This is a genomic window from Cutibacterium namnetense (assembly GCF_001642025.1).
Taxonomy (GTDB): domain Bacteria; phylum Actinomycetota; class Actinomycetes; order Propionibacteriales; family Propionibacteriaceae; genus Cutibacterium; species Cutibacterium namnetense.
Genome location: NZ_LWHO01000003.1, coordinates 487,621 through 512,320, shown reverse-complemented (window position 1 = coordinate 512,320; position 24,700 = coordinate 487,621). Strand labels below are relative to the sequence as shown.

Genomic DNA, 24,700 nt, shown 5'->3' with positions numbered 1-24,700 from the left:
CGCACCGACAGCCGAAGAGCCCTCAGTTCTCGTCAGATGATGGCTTTGGAGGCAGCTCGGCTATACCATCTGCGGGGGCTAGATCAAGCTGCCGTTGCACAAGTCCTGCATGTGTCACGCCCCCAAGTTTCGAAACTTTTGGCGACCGCGCGCGAATCGGGATACATCCGCACTCATGTAGTTGATCCTCGCGAGTCCGACCGGGAACTCGTGCAGACCCTGACTCAGCGTTTTCGAATCGCTGGATTGCTGCTCGTCAGTCCCACTGGTCCGACGAGCAGCGACTTGCTCAACGCTTTGGGCTCAGGAGCCGCCCACCTGACGAACAACCTCGTTCTACCCGGTGAGGAGGACGTCTCGTTCTGGTGGTCTCAAACGGTGCAGGCCTGCGCGCTGGAAATGGCCCGCGCGCCGCTGCGGCCAAGAGCTTGGTATCAATGCGCGGGCACAGCTCCGGGCCACAACACCCATCTTTCGATGAAGTCGTTCATGGAACGCACGGACTTGGTAGTCCACCCCTGCCCGGTGCCATTGCTGCACCCCAGCGTCACGGCACGAGTGAGAGCCGAAAAATCTCCGGCGGCGCGGCAACACGAGAGTCGACGTGTTACTAGTGCGGTACTCATACTTGGTTCCTGTCGAGAGGACATGGAGCTGATCCGGCGCAGTGATCTGGTGACTTCGCAGGAGCGCGAACAGATCGATAGAAATGCAGTGGGACACCTATGTGGGCGATTCATCGATGCTGACGGGCGGGTAGTGGCCCCAACCTTGGGGCAACGCACCTCGAGTCCCACCCTGGCGCAGTTGCGTCGGAGTAAACGCACCGTGCTCATCACTTACGGGGCACGTCAGATCGAGTTCGTCCGCGCTGCGGCATTGGCAGGGTATGTGGACCACATCGTCACAGATGTCTCCACCGCCGAATTGCTCCTCAAATACACTTGACGACGGCCGCCACGTCGTGTTGTCGCCTCACATTGGCACGAATGTGCCACCGAAAGGACTGCGGCAGTCCTACAGTGATCCCCCTGAGCAAAGGAGTTCACATGGGCATTGCCGCTCTCATCGATCACACGCTGTTAGCCCCCGCTGCCACCTGCATCGGTGCCTACGTCAGGATCTCCCTCCTGACCAATGAGGAGGCACTGTGACTACCAAGGACACCACTGGCGTCAACGAGACGGACGTGGATCGCGGCATCCCGAACACGTCGTGGGGCCTCATCAAGGACCGCACCTTGCAGCTGCGTGACGGATACCTGAACCGCACCCCAATCTTCCAATTCATCCTGCTGTCGATATGTTTCCCGATGTGGGGCATGGCGGCGAGCATGAACGACATCCTCATCACCCAATTTAAGGCTGTGTTTTCCCTTTCGGATCTGGCCAGCGCATTCGTACAGTCAGCCTTCTACGGCGGATATTTCCTCATAGCCATACCCGCGAGCCGAGTCATTCGTCGCACCAGCTACAAGACGGGGTTGCTCATTGGGCTGAGTGTGTACATCCTCGGGTGCCTGTTGTTCTTCCCAGCTTCGCGCGTGGCGACATATACAGTATTCTTGGCTGCCCTGTTCTCCATCGCCGTTGGCCTCTCTTTCTTGGAAACTTCGGCGAACACTTACTCATCGATGATCGGCGATCGAAAGCACGCAACTCTGCGCCTCAATATTTCCCAGACATTCACGTCACTGGGATTCTTGGGCGGTGCTCTGATGGGAAAGTTCCTTGTATTCACCGATGGCGCTGCGCTGCATGAGCGCGTCGCCCATGCCCGGACGGTCGTGGAGCGCGAAGCTATCACCGCGGACGCCTTGGGGCGTACGCTCGGTCCCTACCGAGTCATCATCGCTATGTTGGTAGTACTCGTGGTACTCATCGCCATCACCCAATACCCGCACTCTAAGCCACTTCGCAACGACGCGGAAGAAGTGAAGGCCCCCATCGGTGAAACCCTCGCATACCTAGCGAAGAACCGTTTGTTCCGTGCGGGGATTCTTACACAGTTTCTCTACGTGGGCCTGCAGACGTCACTATGGACTTTCACCATCCGGTTAGCCTTGAATCTTGATCCGACGTTGAATGAGCGCACGGCTGCGAACTATCTGATCGCCGCATTCATTTCATTCTTCATTGGAAAAACTATCGCTAACCTGCTCATGACCCGAATGAATGAGAATAGCATCCTGATGGCTTATTCGTTACTCGGGGTGTTATGCATAACCTACATCGTCGCTGTGCCAAGCTTCACAACCGTCTACGCAGCGGTGATAGCATCGGCGCTATTGGGGCCAGGATGGGCGACGATATTCGCACGAAATCTCGACCTGATTGAAGATAAGCGCTACACCGAGACAGGTGGTGCGATCATCGTTATGTCGATCATCGGTGGTGCTGCCATTCCAGTGGTGCAGGGCTTCCTATCTGACACCACCGGATCCATGAGATTTAGTTTCATCGTGAACGCCTTCTGCTTCGCCGCAATCTTCGCGTTCTTCTTGGTAGTCGATCGTCGCGATCACAAAGAGATCTGTGACCTCGCACCAGCCGCTCTGAAAGAGGCATCCCATGCCAACCAGTGACAAATCGACTGAACTCGAGATTATCCTGTACCCCGAAGTGTGTGGGGACGGAAAGCGTGACATCCTCCAGGCTGGTGAATGGACCGTGACCGCCTGGCGCTACCCCACTGGGATCGCCGCCTTGCGGATCGCCAATTCCCGCGGGTACGTCGAAGCTCTCCCCTTCATGGGCCAGATTTTGTGGGATGCCGTGTTCGACGGCCAGTCGCTGCGAATGGATAACATGTTCGATATGCCGGTGCCAGCCCGGCAGATCGTTGAGACATATGGGTGTTTCGCTTTCCACTCTGGTCTGCTGGCTGCGGGATGCCCGTCTCCAGAGGACAATCACCCACTGCACGGGGAGTTTCCCTGTGCGCCAATGCGCTCGGCGAGACTTGTCACAAAACACGAACCCTGCGGTGTTTCTGCTGTCACCTTAGTCAGTGACTATGAGTACCGCATGGGCTTCGGGCGCCATTATCTTGCGCGGCCCACTGTGACCCTACGAACCAACTCAGCCATGTTCGACATCGGCCTTGAGGTCACCAATCTGTCGAACTATCAGTCGATGCCGTTGCAGTATATGTGCCATATGAACTATGCGTTCATTCCGGACGCTCGGATGAGCCAGTCTTTGCCCGACGGGGCCTTCCAGCTGCGCCGCAGCGTGCCGGACCACGTGACGCCAACACACCAGTGGCTCCGAATCAATGACGAAATTCTTGCTGGAAAGATCGATGCTGACTCGTTGGTCGGCGCGGAGGCATTCGATCCCGAGATCGTCTATTTTGCAGACGACTTGCCTCAATATGGCAAGACTGCCGAGTTTAGAATGCAGGCTCGTGCTCATCACGACTTCGTGACCCGCTTCCGTACCGACCAATTCCCTGTCGCTACTCGGTGGATACTTCACAACGCAGATCAAAAGGTGGCCGCATACGTGCTCCCAGGTACCAGTAGGCCTGAGGGACGCCTGGCTGCCGAAGCTGCCGGAACACTCATTCATCTGGATGCCGGGGCAACCCGCACCTTCTCCGTAACCACCGGCCTGCTCGCTCAAGGTGAAGCTGTTGGCCGAGAGGCGCAGTGACATGGATATCGCTGTTATTGGGTCCAACATGGTGGACCTCATCTCCTACATTCACCGTATGCCATCAGAGGGCGAAACCGTTGAGGCCCCGGAGTTCCGAATGGGATGCGGTGGCAAAGGCGCGAATCAGGCAGTGGCCGCGTCGCGTCTCGGTGCAGAGGTCGTGATGATCACTCGAGTTGGCAACGATGTGTTCGCTGACACCACGTTGGAAAATTTTCGCAAGAACGGTATCGATACCACCCACGTGTTACGCACCGATGCGAGCTCGGGGGTGGCACCGATCTTCGTCGATCCGGAGTCGCGCAACTCCATCCTCATCATCAAGGGAGCTAATGCTTATCTGAGCCCTGCTGACGTCGAGGATGCTCGTGAAGATATTGCCAAGTGTAAGCTCATCGTGCTTCAGCTGGAGATTCCATTAGACACGGTTTACGCCACAATCGAGTTGGGGAAAGTACTGGGAATACCAGTGCTTCTTAATCCGGCTCCGGTTGCACCAGAACTGGATCTTGAGCGGATCTGCGGAATTGAGTTCTTCATGCCGAATGAGTCTGAGCTGGAACTCATAACAGGAATGCCGGTGGATACCCTCGATGATGTTGGCAAGGCCACTGATGTACTGTTGGGGGCAGGCATCACGAATATCATTGTGACCTTGGGCTCGCGTGGTGCGATGTGGGCCCATGCGTATGGACGCGAAATCATTAAGGCTCCGGTCGTTCGCGCCGTGGATACGACGGGTGCCGGCGACGCCTTTATAGGTTGCTTTGCCAAAGAATGGGTAGATCACGGAGACGTGACGGCTGCGATCCGTGCCGGAAACAGGTATGCCGCCGATTCGGTCACGCGTCACGGAACTCAGACTTCATATGCTTTGGCCGATGGAAGTCTCCCAGCGGACTGAGATGACGGTGGAGCGGGAGGTTAGAAGTTGGGTTCCCTGGTGGGCGATATTTTTAGTTCTTAGAACAGCAGCCCGAGAATTTCGTGACGCAGCTCGCGGAACTGGGGATTGTCCGGGGTACGCGGCCGATCGAGCTCCACTGAGAAGTCTGCGACGACATGTGCTGGACGTGGAGAGAAGACCACCACGCGATCCGATAGCAGCAGAGCCTCCTCGACATCGTGGGTCACCATGATCCCGGTGAAACCTTGAGTCCTCCACAGCCTCTCCAACTCCCCTTGCAGTGTCGAGCGGGTGAGTGCGTCGAGCTTGCCCAACGGTTCGTCCAAGAGCAGGATCTCGGGTCGGGTGACGAGTGCTCGCGCAAGGGAAGCACGCTGGGCCATGCCGCCGGACAACTCCGACGGTAAAGCGTGCCGGAAGTTTTCGAGCCCAACCATATCGATCATCTCGTCGATCCGGCGGGTCCATTCTGGGCCGCGGCGGCCTTGGGCCGTCGGCCCTAGACCGACATTGCGTTCGACGCTCAGCCAGGGTAGCAGCGTCGGATCCTGGAAGACCAGGCCACGACGCGGATCGGGGCCCCTGACGACCCGACCATCCACATAAACCTTGCCATCGACTGGCATGTCGAGACCCGCGACCAATCTCAGCAACGTGGACTTGCCACTACCCGAGGGTCCGATCAGACTAACGAAGGTGCCGGGCTTCACAGACAGGTCCACCTCATCGAGCACCGGCAGTGGTTTGCCATGATTGCGAGATGCCTGGGTGACACCGACTAGATCAACCGCACCGGCCATGTTGCGCTGAAGTTTGTTCACCATCGTGTGAGATCTTTCTGCCAAGCGAGTACGCGATTGCGAATGGACAATTCGAGACTGAGCAGGCTGCCGCACAGGATCACCATGATGGCGATAGCTGCGTACATGGCGGGGTACGAACTCCACCCTTTCTTCCAGTTGATGTACCAACCGAGGCCGGAATTGACCCCCAAGGTCTCGGCGATAGTCAGTGTGACGAAGGCGGTGGGCAAAGCCATGAAGATTCCGGTAAAAATGTTCGGCAGGGCTGCCGGAAGACTCACCTTGAGCACCAGAAACCGCGTCGAAGCTCCCAGAGTCTGGCATACGTCGAAGTAGCTCTTGGGAATCGACCTGATACCAGCGTTGGTAAGTACCGTCATCGGGAACCATACTGTCAAGGCGACGAGGAATACCGCAGCCCAAAAAGTATTTGGGAAGGCGAGAAAGACAATGGGAATCCACGCCAGGGTCGGAACTGGGCCGATGTACTTGACAATAGGGTTGAACCAGTAGCCAGCCCGACGCGACCACCCCATCCACAACCCGGTGAGAAGTCCAGCAATCCCACCTATAAGCAATCCAACCAATAGCAATACTGCGGAATGGACGATGGATTGACCTAACAGGGTGCGGTCACCCCACGCCTCAGTGAGTAACTGACCGGGCGGCGGAACGTAGGGCGGTCTCAGCACTGCGGTCTTGGCGGTGAGGACGTCAAGTAACAGGGTGACGGCGCCCAATGCCACCCACCACCAGGTCCATAATCCCAGCCAACGCGAGACCCGCAGCCGGAAACCATCGGTCGCTCTGATCGACAGTGCCCACAAACCCACCATCACTACGACGACCAAACCTGTTGCTGCGGCCAACGGCTTTTGACCGTGGACGATGAAGGCTGTCGTGTCCGGAATCCACAAGATGACCGCAGTAGTCAGGGTCCACAAAGTCACCATAATCCCGACTAAAGGGTGGCTCGCTTTCCGGGCTCGATGACGTCGTGCCAACGCTGCCTCCACCTTGGGATCGGCGGCGAGGGCGACGTCCCGGTCACGGACCCGGGCTTTCTCCTCGGCAGCGGTCACCATGTGAGTCTCAACGTCGTGAAGGCCGTATCGGCTAGTTTGTGAGGATCGTCCGAGGAGTCCAGATAACCAGTCTTCTTGAACTTGACGATCCCCGGTAGTAGGGAGGCTTTGAGCTTGGTCACCGAAGGTTTCCATGAGTAGTTCTTGAGAAAGGTCTCGACGAGTTTTGCATCCCCGGTGGCGACATATTTGCCGTCAACTTCGATCTTGGCTACTTCGGCCTCGTGTCCATCGACATATCGAGACCCTTTGCACCAAGCCCTGATAAGCTGACGAGCCACGTCGGGCTCATTTTCGATGATGTTGCCGTTGATGGCGGTGCAGCAGCAGAAATCTTGGGCGTTCATACCGCTCATATTGTTGGCCAACTCCACCGCTGACCCGTCACGGATCGGCCCGTAGGCGATGGGGTCAGAGGTGGCAATGGCGTCGACCTGCCCCCGATGAAGCGCATCGCCTAGCACGGAGTTGTCCATCACCTTCCAGGTGACCTGTTTTGCCTCAGGAAGCGGATTGATACCGGCGTCTAGGAGGTCCATCGAGAAGAACATGGTGGCCGACGAGTGCATACTAGGGACACCGATAGTCGCGCCTTTGAGGTTAGCGACCTTGGTGAACCTAGAGTGCTTCAGTACTACCAGCCTCAAGCACCCACCGTGCAGGCCGGCGACAAACTTGACGTTCTGGCCCTGCTCGATGGGTTTGAGCCAGGAGTAGAAGATGCCGGATGCGGCGTCATATTGACAGGAGCTGTTCGACGACACCGTCCAGGCCAACATCATGTTGGGCAGCACGAGGGACGACATGTTGGACGCCGTCGTACGGGCGGCTGCCCTGGACACCACCATCGCCGAGTTGCCGCATGGGCTGCAGACCGGCGTCGGGGAGGGCGGTCGGCACGTCTCGGGCGGCCAGCGGCAACGGCTGGCCCTGGCCCGCGCCCTCATCCATGCCCCCGATGGTCTGGTTCTCATCGACCCCACCACGAGCATCGACGCCGCCACCACCGCCGCCATCGCCGAACGGATGGGTGAGCTACGAGCTGGGCGCACCACTCTCATCACCACGACCTCTTCCGCCCTGCTGGACCGCATGGACGAGGTGGTGCTGTTCGACGACGACGGTCACCTGGTCGCTCGTGCCCCGCACCGGGAACTGTTGGGTCACGACGGCTACCGGGAGATGTTGTCATGAGCACCCGGCACTGGTTGCCACTGGCCACCCCAGCGCAGGTCCGCCGAGAGGTCCACCGGACCTCGAAGGGGGTGCGCAGATACTTCGTCGCCGCCATCGTCGTGGTGGCGCTGGGAGCCATCCTCGATCTGGCGGTGCCGATGGCCACTGGGTGAATCATCGATGCTGCGCACACCCGCCAATCGCCGTCCGCGCTGCTCACACCGGCCTTGGCGATGGGGGCTGCAGTCGTCGGTTCGGGGATCTGCAACGGCGCCGCCCAGGCGCTCACGCCGTCCTTCTTCACGACCATCGTCACCCGCCTGCGGGAGGAGATGATTGCGGTCGGGCTGGGGCTGGACCAGCAACGGGTGGAGGGGGCCGGCACCGCCGACCTCGTCTCGCGAGCCTCCGACGACGTCACCGCGGTGCGGGATGCCGCCAACGGGGCGCTGCCACGGCTCGTCAACACCATGATCATGGTGATCGTGTCGGTGGGGGCGGTGGCAAGCCTGCATCCATCCCTCTTCATTCCCGTGGTGCTCGCTGGGGTGCTCTACGGGTTGGCGATCCGGGAGTTCCTGCGCACTGCGCAGCCGGTGTACCAGGCGGAGAGACGAGCCTCGACGACCCAGTCGCAACACATCCTGTCGACGATCCACGGGCTGGACGCGGTGCGCGCCTTCGGCGTGGAGGGCCTGCGCACGCACACGGTGGCCGACGGGTCGTGGCAGGCCGTGCGATGGAGTCTGCGTGGGCGATTCCTCGGCAACACCTTGGTGGTGCGACTTCTCGTCGGGGAGGCAGTGGCCACCATCGGCGTCGCCTGGACGGGGTATCTGCTCGTCATGACGAATCGGGTGAGCGTCGGCGCGGCTGCGACGGCGGTCCTGGTGCTGCTCCGATTGTTCTCCCCGGTGCGGTTCCTGCTGATGTTCCTCAACAATCTGCAGGCCGCCTGGATGTGTCTGCAGCGGGTGGTCGGGGTGATCTGTCTACGTCCTGAGGAACCTGTGGCCTCGGAACAGTCCATACCCACGACGCATGCTCATGCTGAGTCCGGGGGTCGAGGGCATGGTGAGTCCGAGACGACGGACCACGGCTGGCCGGCAGCACCGGAGAAGACCCGAGAAGAATCCCACCGCGATCACGACACTCACGACCCAGCCCTGCTGCGGCCGGGAGAGGCCCGCGAACGCGATCGTTGCCCGATAGAGCCGTATCCCCCGCAGCAGCACTCGCGAGGGTCGGCGTCGGTGCGGGTGGAGCAGGTGAGCTTCGGTTATCAGAACGGTCCAGACGTCCTGCACCAGGTGAATCTGGAGATTCCGGCCGGTCACACGACGGTGCTCGTCGGGGAGTCGGGGGCGGGCAAGTCCACTCTGGCCGCTCTGGTGGCCGGTCTGTTGGAGCCCCGGTCGGGCAGGATCGCCATGACGCCTGCCTCGGCCCGGACGGTGCTCGTCAGTCAGGAGATCCACATCTTCTCGGGCACCTTGCTTGACGACGTGGCGCTGGGCCTGCCGGTCCAGGCCGAGGACTGGCCCGACGAACGGGTGCGCGAGGCCGTCCTGGACGCCTTGGCCAGGGTCGGTGCCGATTGGGTCGACGATCTTCCCGAGGGTCTCGACACCGTGGTGGGTCGCTTGGGGACGCGATTGCCACCGGCGCGGGCCCAGCAGGTCGCGCTGGCTCGTGCCCTGCTGGCAGATCCTCCAGTCATCATCCTTGACGAGGCCACCGCGGAGGCGGGAAGCTCCGGTGCGGCCGTCCTGGACCGGCCTGCCACCGAGGTCGTGACAGGCCGGACTGCGCTGGTCGTGGCCCACCGATTGTCCCAGGTGGCGATGGCCGACGAGGTCGCGGTGATGGATGGTGGCCGGATCGTTGAGGTCGGGTCCCCCGAGCAGCTGCGTTGCGGCGCCGGTCGGTTCGCCCAGCTGTGGCAAATGTGGTCGAACCAGAGGCGCGTGTAAAGCGGCGTGGCAGCACAGCGCCGCACGCGCAGAATTACCACACCGGCATCGCCCTCGTCACCATCGTTGCCGTCACGACGTGGGCACCATCATGGCTTCAGCAGCCAGGCGGCGGCCAGGATCATCTCGCCGCCACCGCAGTTTTCCGCCCAGCTTTCTGCCCAGCCGGTCGGGCGGCACTGCAGGTCAGTGTCGGATCCTGGCGCGCCCACCTCTGCCCTCGTTGGAGCCACAGAACTGTTGCCCGCCAGACAACCTGGAATCGACGTGTGGCAATGATGTTGCCATCGGCCCCACATGCCACCCACAGTTGCAGCACCCATGGATCCTCGGAAGTTCTCCACGGAAAACGGATGTCCATGACGAAACTTCCGCAGCTTCCCGACTGCTTGAGCCCCCTCCTACCGCAGGCTCCCTCCTACGCAGGACGACGGCAATCTCATCCACCTACACATGCCCACTACGGTAGTGCACAGCACAGTGGATGCCATGCTGACGGCACCGCACCAAGATGCTCCCCCGACCGACATCACCCCCGGTGCCCAGCTGCGCACCCAGCACTTGTGTCGAGCTGACTCATGACGAGTTATCTACACCGCTGCCCTCACCTTTGACGTCAGGAAATAGATGAATGAGCAGACGACAGCTAGAAGTATCGGGATGATGAGCATCACCATGCTGATTCCATTCCCGTTGTGAGGCAGACTGATCCAGGTACACCATGCTGATGATCCAGTCACGATGATCGTCCAAGCAACCAGCGTGAGGACTCCAGAGATTCTTTCTCTCCGACCCAGTTGTCCACCAGAGAACTCATCAGTCCACTGCAATTCATTGGCAAATGATTCTCTTTCACCAATGCTGATCATTGTTTGCGCCACTATCCCAACGAGTGCAGTTGTGAGACCAACAGCAAGCCCTATTGATCTGAGCATGACGGCATCGTCGGGGTTTGAATTCGATTGAGGAAAAGCCGTTGGTGTTGACATGAGGAGTATGGAACGCATCAAGGACTGCTTCCTCGAGTCAAGATTCAGATACTCTGGAAGGGTGACAAAAAGAAGTTTTGATCGCAGCGAAGCAAGATATTTCCCAGCCGGGGTTTTCGATCCAACAAGAACCACAGATGCAACATCTGCTTCCAGTCTGCTTCCTGGGGTCACGGTAGCAGGCTGAAGTTTTTTGATCATTCCCGTGTCATTGACGACAGCGACACTGAACTTTCGTCCGGTGAAGTTGCTCGGCGGGAGCACCCGGTTCACTGACGCATTGTCCAGTACGACAGTGGTAGGAGAATCGTCTCCACACTCCTCAAGACGCTGCTCAGGTGCTTTGCTGCTCTTTTCCCAGCATGTCGCAAATTCCTCTGATATCGCCAGCACCTGCTCGCCATCATGTCCTGCCAACATTGCATATTTTTTGGGTGGGGCATTGGAGATCTGAGAATAACTTGATTGGATCAAATCAAACTCTGAATCTGGAACGCCTACCACTTGCAACACGTTCGATGTGGCATCGGATGTTGTATTGTCTGAAGCGGTTCTTTCCATCGCAAGAGCCCAGGAGAATGATCCAAACAAGAGAAATCCGACGAGTAACCCAGAGATGCGGCGACGACGTGATGTTGTTCTCGCGAATTTCGCTGTGATCGGGTTTAACCCCACAGTTCTGATATGGGCATCCAACCAAGGAATTGTGAGGAGTGACAAAAACCCCAGAGGTATTGCCGCGCCAGCTGAAACAAAGGGGAGTCTACCACATAAGATTGAAATCCCCATGTAAACCATCAATGCTCCAGAAAGCGCACCAACTGCACCTCCAATACGGAGCAGATTATTTTCCAGGTTCAGTGAGCGCCTCACTTTCTTCATGCGCCCAGATCGGTGCTCGGCTAGTTGTGTTGAGATCAGAGACACCAGCAGGGGGATCAGCACCAAGAAGAAGAAAACAAGAAGCAGCTCAGTCAGTTCGGGAAGTACTGGACTCCAGTATTCGCCAAAGAATAAACCTAACTTCTGAACATAAATTGGCTGCAACCCGTATACAATTAGTCCGCCAATGAGCAGAGCCATCGCCCTGGGAAGGAACAACGCACCGTGGAGTGAGCTCCATGCTTTTGATTGCGACATTCCCGCAGCGTTCAATCCATCAATTATTGGTTGAGAACTCCGCCGGAGAGCCACATCGAAAAGTATGATCAGACCACTTCCAAGTGCTAGTAAAACCCAGCGCAGGGACAGCAGGTTGCTTAGTATCCCGTAGATGGGGTTGGCATTCTGGTCGCCAAAATCATCGCCGATGATAGTAACTTGTGGGGGATTCGCCGAATCGATGGTCTTGGGCGTCGAATCCCCCAACCAAAGTGTGGGGGCATGCGGAAGCTCAGCGGGAACCGTCCGGCTGGCAAAGTCCAGCTCTGGGCTCAGCGGTTGAACGATGAGACCACTGATCCGAAGCAATGACGTGGAACCAGATCCAACGGAGACCGTGTCCCCGATCTGTACATTCAGGGATTGAGCCAAGTGAATGGATACCGCAATTTCTCCTCCACTGGAGGGGAAAGATCCTTTTGTAAGAATCCCAGGCGTCTTACCCCCGTGCACAGTGGTCCGCACAGTGGCAGTTGAAACGGAGTCATGCCCTGTGACGCGAAGGCTCTCGTCCAAGACTGGAGTGTAGCCACTTCGGCGAGCCACCTCCTCCTGATCCTTGGTCGCTCCGGTCATGGCATATCGATACCCACCTTGCGATGCAGAGACACTCGCGTTCAGAGCTTGGGTGAAGTGCGCATGCATGGAGGTGATCAGGAATACTGCGGCGCAGAACAGCACGATCACTACGCAGGTTGGAATCCAATCGCGTAGTTGTCGACGACAATAAAGGATGGGGATCTTACGGGAGACACTCATGCCGGAAGGTCTTTCTCCACTACTGCGGATCCGTCACCCACAAGGCGTATCAGTTGATCAGCAACAGATGCCACCTTTTCATCGTGCGTGGCGAGAACCACCGGTATTCTTGAGGTCTTCGAGATTTCGCGAAGCAGATGAGAGACATTGTCGGAGTTCTTCCGATCTAGAGCACCTGTTGGCTCATCGGCCAGGAGAACTGAGGGTGAGGAGGCGAGGGCGCGTGAGATGGCAACACGCTGTTTTTCGCCTCCGGATAGTGTCTGAATTCTGCGGTCCTCAAAGTCTTGGAGACCTACCATTGACAGCAGTGTATCCAATCGTGACCCAGAGACATCCACATTGTGCAGTTCACAGGATAGTCGAATGTTCTCGAGTACCGTCAAAAACGGCACCAACCTGTAGTCTTGATGTACTACGGAGAATCTTTGGGAACGCTTCTCTGGGAGTTCCTTCCCTTCAAGGAACAGCCTTCCAGACCGAACCTTCACCATGCCTAGGAGTGCAGAAAAAAGTGTGGACTTTCCACTGCCACTTGGTCCAACCACGGCTGTTGTCCCGATTGGGAAGTCGAGATCCACATGGTCAAGGACAGGACGTTCTGACCCTGGATAGGTAACTGTCAAGTTACGTACTTCTAGCATGGAAGGCTTTCCCCTAAAATTTTCACTCGTGACTATAGCAGAGATAGAAACCACTTGAACCGATCACCCATTCCTACGAGTCATCCCTGAGCAGCTGAGAGAAATCACCGATGTGTGTCATGCGATGTCGAACACTCTGCCCACCAGTTGCAAGATGATCATGGCTCACCGACTGCTTGAGCTTTCTCCTACCGCAGCATGACGGCAATCTCGTCCACCTGCACGATGTGCACCACGAGATCGCGCAGCACAGTGGATGCCATGCCGACGACATCGCGCCAAGACGCTCCCCCGACCGACATCGCCCCAGGTGCCCGGCTGCACACCCAGGCGCTGACGAAGGCCTATGGCTCCACCCGTGCCCTCGACCACGTCGACCTCACCATCCCCGCCGGCCAGTCGGTCGCCGTCATGGGACCGTCTGGCTCGGGCAAGACCACCCTGTTGCACTGCCTGTCGGGGATCCTCTCCCCCGATTCCGGCAGCATCGAACTGAACCTGCCCAGACGTACCGTCAACGTCGAGTCCCTCACCACCGAGGACCATGCCGGACTGCGACGTGAATCCCTCGGGTTCGTCTTCCAGCAGGGCATGCTCGTCGCCGAGCTCACTGCCGTGGAGAACACGGCACTGCCCCTCATGCTCAATGGCACACCGAAGGACGAGGCCATCCGCCATGCCGCCCAGTGGCTCAGCTCCATGGGGTTGGCTGGCATGGAGGAGCGCCGCATCGGTCAGCTCTCCGGGGGCCAGGCACAGCGAGTCGCCATTGCGAGGTCGCAGGTGATCAACCCAGCGATCGTCTTCGCCGACGAGCCCACCGGGGCCCTCGACTCGGCCACCGCCATCGAGGTGATGTCCATCCTGCTCGCGGCCACCGGACGCGGACGCACCCTTGTCGTCGTCACCCACGACGAGGACGTCGCCCGGCGCTGCCAACGCATCGTGGGGCTGCAGGATGGCCGGATCGTCTCCGACGAGCTGCGTCAACCCAATGGGAGGTGGTGACCATGACGTCCACGTCTGCTGCCGTCGAGCAGCCTAACCCGACGATCACCGTCCCCGAACCGCTGAAGGTCGAACCCAGGCGTCCAGCGACTCGGCAGATCCTCGCCATGACCCTGCGCGCCTCGATCTCCGATCGCTCCACCTGGCGGCTGCCCGTGATCGCTTTCGGCGTCATCTCGACGATCATCCTCGACGTCACCGGTGGGGCCGTGATGATGTGGCACATCCGCGGGGACAATGCCGCTTTCTACCGGGTGACCTCGACGATCGCCGTGGTACTGCTGATACTTCCCCTCATGACGCTGGCCTCCTCGGCAGCGAAGCTGTCGGCAAGACGCCGGGACGATCGACTGTCGTCGTTGAGACTCATCGGGGCGTCGGCGCATCTGCTACGAGTGATGACCCTGGCCGAGGCCGGGCTGCAGGCCCTCACCGGTGCGATCCTCGGCATCCTGGGATACCTGCTCTGCGTTCCAGCCCTGGGGCGGTTGTCGTTCAACGGTGAGGTCATCGGAGCACGTTCGGTGCTGCTCGGCCCCGTCCCCGTGATCGGGGTCATCGCGGCTCTGGTGCTGCTCGCCCTCACGAGTTCTGCCATCGGACTGACCTGATCCGACGGCAGCCTTGATGTCCTCATCGCCCACCGTGCGGTGCAGAGAAACGTCGAGCCCGGCGTCAGCGAAGAATCCCTTCTCCTTAGCGACGATGGCTGGCGCGTCACACACGTCACCGCCAAAGACCAAATTGATGTGTCGCTTACCACCGGTCCCGGCTCCGGCAGTCGACTTGCCACGGTGGTAAGCAATGGGCCCGGCTATGCCGGCTCCAACTGCGAGTCCCGTGACGGCGGAGATGCCAATCCCGGTGAGCAGCGCGCGGCGAGAAACAGTGGCAGATCCGGGTTTAGTGGCGCCGGAATCCGTCTGGACGATAGCTCCGGAAGGCAACACCACAGGTTCTGAACTGTCAGAGAACGAAGCGGACTGTGCTGAATCCTGGTCTGTCATGAGATGTCCCTTGGTGGGAGATCAGCTCGATGCTGGAGTCGCGTCAAGCATGTGCTGAAGGCTAGGACGAGCCCAGATCACGTCACAAAAGTATCTCGGATACCGATATGATATATCACTATCTAGGACGGACTCGATCTGCGAAAACACTGTCTACCGAGTCCAATGAGCTAAGGTCTTGGCCCATCGGAAGATCGCTGGACAGGTAGGCAGATAGAAAGTACGGCTCGGTGATCGCGAACCGAAACGGGGGTCAACCGGCGACCAAGGAAGACCTGATCTCCAGTGAGTCATGATGCGAGCCGGCCGTCAATCGATGACGGCGTTTCACGAACACAAGCCCGCTCGCGGAACCTTAAAACGTCGGGCTGACAGGATTTGAACCTGCGACCCCTTGACCCCCAGTCAAGTGCGCTACCAAACTGCGCCACAGCCCGTTTCGGATCACTCGGTGACCCGAGGAAATACAGTAGCGTACTTCCGTTGCTCCGACAAAACGGGTCACTTCCTCTGTCGCTTTACCCGAGGTCGAATCTCCACATGGACGGGTGAACCGGCGAAGCCGAAGTCCTCACGCAGCCGCCTGATAATGAACCGCACATATCCTTGGTCGAACGCCCCCGATGTGAACAGGGCAAAAGTCGGCGGACAGTTGTGCGCTTGGGTACCGAAGAGGATCCTCGGTTGTTTTCCTCCCCGTACCGGGTGAGGGTGGGCAGCTGCAAGACGGCCGAGGAATGCATTGAGCTTCCCCGTCGAAACACGCGTTTCCCAGCCTCCTGCGGCCGTCTCGATAGCCTTCTCAAGCTTGTCAACGTTGCGGCCGTTGAGCGCCGAGATGTTGACCCGCGGCGCCCAGGAATAGGCCTGAACGTCGCGCTCGATCTCGCGCTCCAAATAGCGGCGGCGCTCTTCATCGGTCAGATCCCACTTGTTGTAGGCGATGACCATTGCCCGCCCCGCATTCTCGACCATCGTGAGGATGCGAAGGTCCTGATCGCTGATCGACTCCGACGCGTCGATGACGACCACGCACACCTCGGCACGCTCGATGGCGGCCTGGGTGCGCAGTGAAGCGTAGTACTCGTGTCCGGAAGCCTCCTTCACCCTCTTGCGCAAACCGGCGGTGTCAATGAATTGATAGACGGTGCCACCGACAGTGACTAGCTCGTCAACGGGATCAACCGTCGTCCCAGAAACATCCGAGACGACTACGCGGTTCTGACGCGCTATCCGGTTCAGAAGGGACGACTTGCCGACGTTCGGCTTGCCCACAATGGCGACCCGACGCGGCCCGTTCGATGATTCGTAGCTAGCTCGATCCTTGGGCAGGACAGCAATGAGTGCATCGAGAAGGTCACCTGAACCGCGCCCGTGCATGGCGGAAACGGGGTGGGGCTCCCCCAACCCTAGGTTCCACATCGCGGTAGCGTCAGGCTCACCGCGACCGTCATCGACCTTGTTAGCAGCAACCACGACGGGCTTGCGAGACTGCCTTAGAACCTGGACGACGGCCTCGTCTTCGTCCGTGGTGCCCACGTTCGCGTCAACGACGAAGAGAACGGCGTCAGCGGTCGAGATAGCCAATTCAGCCTGCTCAGCAATCATGGCCGCCATGCCAGAGGCGTCGGAGGCCCAGCCGCCGGTATCGACGAGGACGAACTGGCGGCCAGACCACTCAGCGTCATAAGACACCCGGTCACGGGTCACACCTGGGACATCCTGTACGACAGCTGCTCTGCGGCCAAGAATACGATTGACGAGGGTGGATTTACCAACATTAGGCCGACCGACGACGGCAACAACAGGCTTCGGGAGAGCCTCCTCGATGCCGTCGCTGGGGCCGGTGACGAACTCGGGCGAGTCGGACATGAGGACACACTCCTGCTAGGGGACTAAACCACGGTACACGGTGTGACGTTAGTAGAAATAATGCTCAGCGCAGCGAAACGGGCACCAGATCAATGACGGTGTCAATGACCTGATCCAAATCGAGATGGGTGGAGTCCACCACAGTGACCCCCTCAGCCGGCTCCTCAAAGGTCGACACAGTGGAATCGTCCCGGTCACGACGCACGATCGAATCAATGACCTGAGCCATGTCGACCTTCTCCCCCAACTCAGCCTGACGCCGTGCGATGCGGACGGCCGGGTCAGCCACCAGAAGCACTCTGACCTGCGCGTCGGGGCACACCACCGTCGTGATGTCGCGTCCCTCCATCACGATACGACCGCGGTCAGCCGCGACCTGACGCATGCGAGCAGTCAGGGCATCACGAATCGGCTGAATCGTCGCCACCGCCGACACCTTGGCACTCGTCTGCGGATCTCTAATTTCCGCGGTGACATCCTCCCCATCGATCACGACGCGGCTACCGATAGCCGAGGTATCAACCTCGAGGTGGCAGGCCCGAGCCACCTCAATGGCATCACGAGGGTTGACAGTCGGGTCAATACCCAGATGAGCAACGCGGCAAGCCACTGCTCGATACATCGATCCGGTGTCGAGGTGAGCTAGCCCGAGCCGGTTCGCGACCCCACGAGAGGTCGACGACTTGCCGGACCCGCTGGGCCCGTCGATGGCGATGACGAGAGGTGAGGTTGACACGTTCTGCCTGCCTTACGATGGCGATCTGACAGGGGTGAGGATATCGGCATCCACCGACAAGTGTCAGGATCGCACCGACCAGCCGTGATCGCGCATCGACGCGGTCAACTGCGCGGCGCGATTCGGGGCAACGTCAATGGATAAGAAACCAACCTCGCGGGCTGGATTATGTTCCACCGACAAGTCTTCGACGTTGACCCCAGCAGCCTCAACATCGGCAAACAATCGCGCCAAGGCACCCGGGGTATCCGGAATCTCGACGATGACGGCGGTCGTCTCCACCATCTGGTGCCCGTGTTTACCTGCCACTTTGCGGGCACCGGCCTGACCAACGCTGAGGAACTCCTCTAAGCGTTGCGAATCGTTAAGACGAGACAGTAGGTCATCGAGGTCATCACGAATCGCTTCTAATTGGCTGCGGACCTCAACTCGGTTGGAGCTGAGGATCTGCCGCCACATTGCCGTCTGGGAGCGGGCGATTCGGGTGACGTCGCGGATGCCGGATCCTGCGAGGCTCAGGTGCTCAGGACGAGCATGGCGCAAATTTGCGGCAGTGAGGATACTCATGAGATGGGGCAGGTGGGACACCTCTGCGACTGCCCGGTCATGCTCGTGGGCATCCATACTCACCACCCGAGCACCGCAGGCTTGGGCCACAGCGACGACTTGTTCCACGTCATCATGACGGTTGTCGGGGCGAGGGGCCACCACCCAGGTGCGGTTGATGAAAAGCTCACTGGAGGCTGTCAATGGGCCGGTGTATTGGGTTCCCGCCATGGGGTGGGAACCCACATAGCGAGACATGTCGACGCCATGCCCGGCAGCCAACGTGGTCAACTCGGCCAACACCGCCCCCTTCACTGAAGCGGTGTCGGTGACCACGGCTTGGGGATGTCGCGTCAAGCGGTCAACGATCGTCTGTGCGACGACGGCTGGTGGGGTCGCGATGACGATCATGTGATACGCGTCGTCAGCCAGGTCATCGAGACTGCCAGCTCCGCGCCCGGCAGCGACGAGGGCATTGCTGCGATCGATATCCCACAAATGGACATCGATCCCCGCCCTTACCAGGGCCTTACCGATGGATGCCCCAATAAGGCCAACACCAACGATAAGGACCGGACCGTTCAAGGTCGGCTCGACGCGATCAGGATTCGTCACGGTCGGCTTCCACGATGGTTGTAGCGTCGAGACGTCGGAAGTGGCGACGCGTCGAGGCATGGCGATCAAGCAGACCTACCTCAAGGTCTGTGAGCTCGGCGTCAAGGACGGGTCCCGCAGCTCGTACGACCCCGGATATCGTCGCGTCATTGGGCAGCTCGAGGGAGCGCTCATTTGTTGCACCTAACAGGACGGGCCCGGTGCCAGCACAGACGGAACCATCGAAATCAATCGTGTAGAGGCGATCCTCTGAGGGGACCAAGCCAAGTTCGGCGACCGCGACCTGAACTTCATAGGGCTTAATGTCGGGGCGGGAAAATACCTTGCCAATAATCTGCGAATACATGCTGGCTAAGCTGCGCCCGGTGACGTCAAGGCGGTCGTACGCATAGGCGTGCAAATCGGCATAGCGGATACCTGCTACTCGCAGTCCCTCTGCCTCGTGGAATGGTCCGACGGCTGCGAACGCCAGCCGATCGTGGATTTCAGCGACTGACCTCATGCCCTTGGGAAGATCGGCTCCATGTTGACGCGCTACCAGCGCGATCCCCTCAGCACATCGAGCGACGACGACGGCGTCATCTCCATCGCGAATGGAATCTGAGACAAACTTGGAACGATCAGCTTTCCACTCACTGGGCGGAACATAGCCCGGAAACGTCATGATCGGCCCTCCTCACGATCGGACTCGGCAGTGATCTGGTCGACTACCCGTTTCGCCAGTACCGCCACCTCCTCGGTGGGGATACGGGTCACACCGTGGGAATCTGCGCACGCCACTGTCGGGTATAGGCCGCGCGACAGATCGGGTCCCGACCGAGACGACGCGGTGTCATCGCTGATAGCCGTGTCCAGGGCGCGGATAGCCAGGGCCACGGATTCATCCCGATCCATCCCTGCTCGGTAGCCCTTGTTGAGGACCCCGCTTGCAAATAAAGCTCCGGACCCCACACAGGCATGAGAATGTTCCTCAGTTCGTCCGCCAGTGCCGTCATAGGAAAAGATCCGGCCGCGATGGGCCAGATCATCCCAGCCCGCCAGTAGCGGCGTGACAGCGAGTCCTTGAGCCATCATCGTTCCATTGGAACGGACCAAACTAGACAGTCTGGTTGCGCGGCCATCCATGCTGATCCGCTGGCCTTGAATTTTCTCGAGATGATCGACTTCAGCTTGAAAAAGACGAATCATTTCTCCTGCTAGACCGGCTGCTCCGGCGACACCGATAGCGCACCGATGATCGGTACCGAGGATGCGATCGATGTCGCTCTGACGAAGATGCCTTGCCATCGCAGAGCCGAGGTCAGCGGCTATGACAACTCCTCCGCTGTAGCGAATTGCGAGCACAGTTCTGCCGTGCCTCAGCAGCTCGGGGACGCTCGTGTCGACTGTTGTCGGGGGCAACAGTTCAGGAGCGACTCGGCGTAGAAACACGGCGAAGGAATCGATGGTCGTGCTCGACATGAGGCAGTCCTCATCGACAGCGGACAATGGCAACGGCATGACCCTCCTCGCCACGACGACTACTCGAGTTGTCCAGCCTAGCTGACCGATTTGGGCTCAGACTCAGATGCGGATACCATCGGTATCCGATACCGGTGGTACCGCCGCCGAACAGATCTGGATTCCTCGAAAGATGACAACTGTGATGCCTGCCGCAGTAGAACGACCTCATCGCGATGAGGTGAGAAACAGAATACTTACCGCAGCCGCCCAAAACTTTGAACGGGACGGCTATGCCGGCGCAAGCTTGCGACGCATTGCTTCGGACGCCGGGTTCACCAAGGGTGCGGTGTACTCCAACTTCGGGTCGAAGCCCGATCTCTTTGGTCAGGTTTGCGCTGCCCGCTTGGCTAGCGGAGAGAGGGATGTGGTCGACGCCCTCTCCCCCATTCTCTCCAGCAGCGGACGTCCTGACGATGTCATGCACAGCGTCAGCGAGAAGCTCACGGAGATTCTCCTGGAAGATGCCCCGTGGCAAGTGATTCTCGCCGAGTTTCGCGCCCTCGCCCGTCGTGACGAGGAGATCGCTGAGGCTTATTCGAAACTCCAAACACAGCGGATCAGCCAGCTGGTCGAATTGACGAACCAGTACGGTGTACTCGGCCGCGTCGAGTCCGCTGAGGCTGTTAACCCGCGCAGTCTCGCGGTGGTTGTCCTCAGTTTGGTCAACGTCCTCGCCTTGGAGTTTTCTGCAGCCAGCGCGGTTATTGACCGGCGGGTCATTACCGATGTCATCGAACGTGCAATCAGGGGGTTCCTTCAGTGATGCGCTTGTCGAAACGTTCTCCGGTCGACACTCAGGCTGTCGAGGACGCCTCGGGGGTGGTGCTCCACGCCCGCGATCTCAGTGCCCAAGGGCGTCAGGGAATGATTTTTGGCCCCCTCGATATGGATCTGGCGCCGCGCCAGCTGGCCGTGATTCATGGTCCTGCTGGCGCCGGCAAGTCGGCGCTCCTGTTAGCTTTGTCCGGACGATTTCGTCGAACGAAGGGTACCCTCATCATTGATGGTATTGACGCCATGGCTGAGCCCTACCGGGCCCTCCAGCGGACCTCCGTGGCGCGAATCGCCGAATATGTTGTACCTGAGGACCGTCTGACCCTCAACGAATCCGTCGCTGAGCGATGTCACCTCGATGCCGTCAACCTCAAGAAGGCCGAAGATAGGATACGTCAGATCGAAGAGATCGTCGGGTTTCGCATCGATCGCTCCTGCGAATTCGAGCAGCTTGAAGCCATCGAGCGTGCCGTCGCATCTGTGGCCCTCGCCATGCTCAGGGAGACGAAGGTGGTCGTTATCGACGACGCCGATGTCATGGTGCCGCATATTCAGCAAAAGCTGCTGTTCGAGATGTTTTCGAAGCTCACTGAACTCGACGATTCGACGATTATCGCGGCGACTTTGGACGATGACATGGCCCCGCCTGGTTCCCTTGATATAGAACTGCCGGCGCACAAGCGTCGCCATGCCGTCAAAGATCTCCATACTAACGAGGATTTTGATGGTAATTCCCGAGACCCTGAAGCTCCCGAGGTGACTCAGATTCCTCGCAAGGGTGAAGAAAGCGTGCATTTTGCGGCCGCTAAAGAGGCCAATGGCCTATCCGATACGAAGTCCGACAATAATCCCCTGACGGAAAATGACCGCCCCGACGACTCCCCCCGGAGATAACGCATGCTCACTCGATTCATAAGGCTCGTACAGTTCGAGTTCCGGCGTTTTAAAGGACGCTCCAAACTCGGCCTAATATTCATTCTTGTCATTCCGCTGCTCTACGGTGGCATTTATCTTCACGCGAACTGGGATCTGTATTCCAACACCGACAAGGTAAAGATCGCTGTTGTCAGTCACGATAAGCCGGCAACATTCGGTGGACGCACGGTTAATGCCGGTCAAGAGTTTCAGAACACTCTGAAGAAGAATCCACGGTTTGACTGGAGTTTTCTAGGCACCGACGATGATAAGGCCTATCAGGGGCTTCGGGACGCTGAGTACTTCATGGTTATTGAGGTGTCTGAGAATTTCTCGGCGAACATCGTGTCTGCTGGTGACTTCAAACCCGCGCGAGCGACGCTGAAACTTCATCGTGACGACGCCAACGGATTCATCATCGGCTTGTTGACCTCTCAGGTGCAGACTTCCTTGGAGCAGGCCCTGGATCAGAGTGTCTCTGAAACGTATTTCAATGCACTCTTCGTGAACCTCGGCACCATTAAACAATCGCTAGCCAAGGCATCAGACGGATCTGCACAGCTCGATAACGGGCTGAAGACCCTCGACGCTGGCGTCACAGAGATGAACAATAAAGTGTTGGGCGCGACGAAGGCCGCTGGTGATTCCACCGCGACCGTCAACCAGGTAAATTCCGCCTTGGCAAATGCTGATTCAGCCGCTGCTAAAACGTCGAGCGCGGTCTCCCAGACTCGGGTCGGTGCGCAGGCGATTACCGGCGCAGCTCAAAGCGTCATGGCTGATTCTCAAGCTATCAATTCAGCCATGGTTCCGCTTATCAATAACGTGACAAAGAATCTTCCTGCCCTGCAAAAGCAGGCTGGGAATCTCGTGTCGGCGACAGCCACCCTACAGAATCCTAATGGGGAGTCAGTCATTAAGATTCAGCACAACGTTACAGGGGCCATTAGTAAGGCATCTGCTCTTGTAGCAAAGCATCCTGAACTCGCTGACGATCCAGATTATGTGGCCTTAGTAAAGCAGATTAATGGCGCTGCAAGTTCTACCACCACTGTGTCCTCTAACATCGCGGCAGTAGCTAATGTGTCGGCCGGCCTTAACATTAGCCTTAACCAGCAGAATGCGGACACTCTAGCGGATAACGCCACTGCGGCACTAGGCCGACTCAACAAGGACGCTCAACAAGTCAACAATGGTTTAGAGACAATTAACGGCGCCATGGACACCGCTGATTCGGCCGCTAAGGACCTCAATAAGTCCGTCAATGACGCCACTGCCGCTGGGCGGACCTTCACCGCGAAGGCTCCTCAGATTGCGTCCGGCGTCATGCAGCTGAGCAATGGACTAGGCCGACTCAAAGCCGGTTCGGACGCTCTGTCCAAGGGTGCGTCACAGCTCCATCAAGGTCTTGACTCCGGTGCCAAGCGGGTCCCCGGCATGTCGGACGACCAGCGCGCGAACCTAGCCAATGTCATGAGCTCCCCAGTCGACATCGAGCAGACCATCCTCCACTCCGCGAAATACTACGGTCGTGGCCTAGCACCGATGTTCTTCTCGATTGCCATGTGGATTGCCTGCATTTCGACGTTCCTGGTTGTACGTACCTTTTCCGGGCGCGCTATGACTGGTAGGGCGAACAGTTTGTCGATTGCGCTAGTTGGGTTCGGTCCGCTAGCAGTCATCGCCCTAGCCGGCGCATACATCATGGCCTTTGGCGTCTGGCTAGCCCTTGGTCTGGACCCGGTCCATCCTTGGTACTTCATAGGATTCGTGACACTGACATCACTGGCGTGGATGATGTTGGCCTTCTGGATGAGGCTTCTTTTTGGATCGCCCCAGACGGCTATCTTCCTTATCCTTCTCGTACTCCAGCTGCCTACCTGCGGCGGGACCTTCCCCGTGACGATGCTGCCCTCCGTCTACCAGAAGCTCTCGGTCATCATGCCGATGAAGTATTCCGTGGATGCTTTCCGGGTGCTTATCTCGGGTGGACCGATGTCGACATTGGCTCTTGGATTCGCCGTGGAGGGCGGGGTCCTCGTCATCTCGACGATTATCACCTTGGCTCTTGTCCACCGCCACAAGTTGTTCCGTATGCGTGACCTGCATCCGCCGATGATCACTTCGACCTCTACTGCCGACTTTGCGTTCTCGGTAAGACCGCGATGAATGACGAATTGGCGTCTCCGCCGGTACGGCGTGCGCTGGTCGCTGACGTTGTTTGCGTGATTCTCTTCGCGACCATGGGGAGGGCCAGCCATGGCGAGGCGCTGTCACCGGGAGGTCTGCTTCGAACCGGTACCCCCTTTGTGCTGGGTCTCGCCGTGGGATGGGTGATCGTCGTGACGGCGCGTATCGCGGCTCTGCGGTGGCTGGCTGGAGTGGTGCTGTGGGCATCGACCCTGGTCGGCGGGATGATGGTCCGTTACTTCACGGGCCAAGGTATAGCGGTGACTTTCGTCGTCGTCGCGGCAAGTTTCTTGGCTCTCACCCTCATCGGGTGGCGAGCCGTAGTGATAGCCATCCGAGCGCTACGACGCAAGAAGCACGCTTGACGGCAGGGCCGGC

General features: G+C 58.8%; 22 protein-coding genes, 1 tRNA gene and 3 pseudogenes. 14 read left to right on the top strand and 12 right to left on the bottom strand.

Annotated features, from left to right (window positions below):
• Positions 1-36: 36 nt before the first annotated feature.
• From A5483_RS05950 to rbsK, 4 genes are all read left to right on the top strand, one after another.
• On the top strand, positions 37-948 hold the full coding sequence (locus A5483_RS05950; protein ID WP_063811230.1) for a sugar-binding transcriptional regulator: 912 nt from the start codon (positions 37-39) through the stop codon (positions 946-948).
• Between the two features lie 202 nt (positions 949-1,150).
• On the top strand, positions 1,151-2,584 hold the full coding sequence (gene fucP, locus A5483_RS05945; RefSeq protein WP_063811229.1) for an L-fucose:H+ symporter permease: 1,434 nt from the start codon (positions 1,151-1,153) through the stop codon (positions 2,582-2,584).
• A complete protein-coding gene (locus tag A5483_RS05940) occupies positions 2,571-3,656 on the top strand; it encodes an aldose 1-epimerase family protein (protein WP_063811228.1) in 1,086 nt (361 codons plus the stop codon). The genes fucP and A5483_RS05940 overlap by 14 nt, the downstream gene beginning before the upstream one ends.
• A gap of 1 nt (position 3,657) precedes the next feature.
• The gene (gene rbsK, locus A5483_RS05935) at positions 3,658-4,563 is read left to right on the top strand and encodes a ribokinase (RefSeq protein ID WP_063811227.1); all 906 of its coding nucleotides are present in this window, start codon (positions 3,658-3,660) and stop codon (positions 4,561-4,563) included.
• Between the two features lie 59 nt (positions 4,564-4,622).
• Here the strand turns inward: rbsK and A5483_RS05930 are convergent, their stop codons facing one another.
• From A5483_RS05930 to A5483_RS05920, 3 genes are read right to left on the bottom strand one after another with little or no spacing between them, the layout of a single operon-like run.
• Positions 4,623-5,390, bottom strand: coding sequence for an ABC transporter ATP-binding protein (locus tag A5483_RS05930; RefSeq protein ID WP_063811226.1), 768 nt, complete (start codon positions 5,388-5,390; stop codon positions 4,623-4,625).
• Positions 5,384-6,454 carry an ABC transporter permease gene (locus A5483_RS05925; protein WP_063811225.1) on the bottom strand — a complete coding sequence of 357 codons (1,071 nt, stop codon included), beginning with the start codon at positions 6,452-6,454 and terminating at the stop codon, positions 5,384-5,386. The genes A5483_RS05930 and A5483_RS05925 overlap by 7 nt, the downstream gene beginning before the upstream one ends.
• Positions 6,448-7,233: an ABC transporter substrate-binding protein gene (locus A5483_RS05920; protein WP_241497688.1), complete on the bottom strand. Its 786-nt coding sequence runs from the start codon at positions 7,231-7,233 to the stop codon at positions 6,448-6,450. The genes A5483_RS05925 and A5483_RS05920 overlap by 7 nt, the downstream gene beginning before the upstream one ends.
• On the opposite strand from A5483_RS05920, the pseudogene A5483_RS05915 reads away from it, so the two are divergent.
• From A5483_RS05915 to A5483_RS12540, 4 genes and pseudogenes are all read left to right on the top strand, one after another.
• Positions 7,202-7,648, top strand: a pseudogene (locus tag A5483_RS05915) (ATP-binding cassette domain-containing protein); the annotation flags it as partial. The gene A5483_RS05920 and the pseudogene A5483_RS05915 sit on opposite strands and share 32 nt — an antisense overlap.
• The gene (locus A5483_RS12375) at positions 7,645-7,803 is read left to right on the top strand and encodes a hypothetical protein (protein ID WP_241497679.1); all 159 of its coding nucleotides are present in this window, start codon (positions 7,645-7,647) and stop codon (positions 7,801-7,803) included. The pseudogene A5483_RS05915 and the gene A5483_RS12375, both read left to right, overlap by 4 nt.
• Entirely contained in the window at positions 7,804-9,603 is a 1,800-nt protein-coding gene (locus A5483_RS05910) for an ABC transporter ATP-binding protein (RefSeq protein ID WP_241497687.1), read from the top strand.
• A gap of 453 nt (positions 9,604-10,056) precedes the next feature.
• Positions 10,057-10,185, top strand: coding sequence for a hypothetical protein (locus tag A5483_RS12540; protein ID WP_277619685.1), 129 nt, complete (start codon positions 10,057-10,059; stop codon positions 10,183-10,185).
• An 8-nt stretch (positions 10,186-10,193) separates the two neighbouring features.
• Here A5483_RS12540 and A5483_RS05905 read toward each other — a convergent pair whose 3' ends face one another.
• Both A5483_RS05905 and A5483_RS05900 read right to left on the bottom strand, forming a co-directional pair.
• Positions 10,194-12,512, bottom strand: a complete 2,319-nt coding sequence (locus tag A5483_RS05905) for a hypothetical protein (protein WP_153023078.1) — start codon at positions 12,510-12,512, stop codon at positions 10,194-10,196.
• The gene (locus tag A5483_RS05900) at positions 12,509-13,093 is read right to left on the bottom strand and encodes an ABC transporter ATP-binding protein (protein WP_161485339.1); all 585 of its coding nucleotides are present in this window, start codon (positions 13,091-13,093) and stop codon (positions 12,509-12,511) included. Before A5483_RS05900 ends, A5483_RS05905 begins: the two co-directional genes overlap by 4 nt.
• 324 nt (positions 13,094-13,417) lie before the next feature.
• On the opposite strand from A5483_RS05900, the gene A5483_RS05895 reads away from it, so the two are divergent.
• Positions 13,418-14,164: an ABC transporter ATP-binding protein gene (locus A5483_RS05895; protein ID WP_063811329.1), complete on the top strand. Its 747-nt coding sequence runs from the start codon at positions 13,418-13,420 to the stop codon at positions 14,162-14,164.
• A gap of 2 nt (positions 14,165-14,166) precedes the next feature.
• Positions 14,167-14,769: pseudogene (locus A5483_RS12370) on the top strand (ABC transporter permease family protein); the annotation flags it as partial.
• Positions 14,770-14,817: 48 nt separating this feature from the next.
• On the opposite strand, the pseudogene A5483_RS12700 reads toward A5483_RS12370, so the two are convergent.
• From A5483_RS12700 to prcB, 7 genes and pseudogenes are all read right to left on the bottom strand, one after another.
• Positions 14,818-15,171: pseudogene (locus A5483_RS12700) on the bottom strand (hypothetical protein); the annotation flags it as partial.
• A gap of 363 nt (positions 15,172-15,534) precedes the next feature.
• Positions 15,535-15,608: transfer RNA gene (locus A5483_RS05885), tRNA-Pro, on the bottom strand.
• Positions 15,609-15,672: 64 nt separating this feature from the next.
• The gene (gene der, locus A5483_RS05880) at positions 15,673-17,043 is read right to left on the bottom strand and encodes a ribosome biogenesis GTPase Der (protein ID WP_002548710.1); all 1,371 of its coding nucleotides are present in this window, start codon (positions 17,041-17,043) and stop codon (positions 15,673-15,675) included.
• Between the two features lie 64 nt (positions 17,044-17,107).
• Entirely contained in the window at positions 17,108-17,779 is a 672-nt protein-coding gene (gene cmk, locus A5483_RS05875) for a (d)CMP kinase (RefSeq protein WP_002548641.1), read from the bottom strand.
• A gap of 63 nt (positions 17,780-17,842) precedes the next feature.
• Positions 17,843-19,000, bottom strand: a complete 1,158-nt coding sequence (locus tag A5483_RS05870) for a prephenate dehydrogenase (protein WP_082864000.1) — start codon at positions 18,998-19,000, stop codon at positions 17,843-17,845.
• Positions 18,927-19,607 carry a proteasome subunit alpha gene (gene prcA, locus A5483_RS05865; protein ID WP_176607856.1) on the bottom strand — a complete coding sequence of 227 codons (681 nt, stop codon included), beginning with the start codon at positions 19,605-19,607 and terminating at the stop codon, positions 18,927-18,929. The genes A5483_RS05870 and prcA overlap by 74 nt, the downstream gene beginning before the upstream one ends.
• Positions 19,601-20,440 (bottom strand): proteasome subunit beta, encoded by an 840-nt coding sequence (gene prcB / locus A5483_RS05860; protein ID WP_002548639.1) that lies wholly within the window; start codon positions 20,438-20,440, stop codon positions 19,601-19,603. The genes prcA and prcB overlap by 7 nt, the downstream gene beginning before the upstream one ends.
• A 145-nt stretch (positions 20,441-20,585) precedes the next feature.
• Between prcB and A5483_RS05855 the strand changes: the two genes are divergently transcribed.
• Genes A5483_RS05855 through A5483_RS05840 form a run of 4 tightly spaced genes read left to right on the top strand, consistent with a single transcriptional unit; the run spans position 20,586 to position 24,687 of the window.
• Positions 20,586-21,206: a TetR/AcrR family transcriptional regulator gene (locus tag A5483_RS05855; protein ID WP_063811328.1), complete on the top strand. Its 621-nt coding sequence runs from the start codon at positions 20,586-20,588 to the stop codon at positions 21,204-21,206.
• Entirely contained in the window at positions 21,206-22,111 is a 906-nt protein-coding gene (locus A5483_RS05850) for an ATP-binding cassette domain-containing protein (RefSeq protein WP_063811221.1), read from the top strand. Before A5483_RS05855 ends, A5483_RS05850 begins: the two co-directional genes overlap by 1 nt.
• A 3-nt stretch (positions 22,112-22,114) precedes the next feature.
• A complete protein-coding gene (locus A5483_RS05845; RefSeq protein ID WP_063811220.1) occupies positions 22,115-24,301 on the top strand; it encodes a YhgE/Pip domain-containing protein in 2,187 nt (728 codons plus the stop codon).
• Positions 24,298-24,687 carry a DUF3054 domain-containing protein gene (locus A5483_RS05840; RefSeq protein ID WP_063811219.1) on the top strand — a complete coding sequence of 130 codons (390 nt, stop codon included), beginning with the start codon at positions 24,298-24,300 and terminating at the stop codon, positions 24,685-24,687. The genes A5483_RS05845 and A5483_RS05840 overlap by 4 nt, the downstream gene beginning before the upstream one ends.
• Positions 24,688-24,700 lie beyond the last annotated feature (13 nt).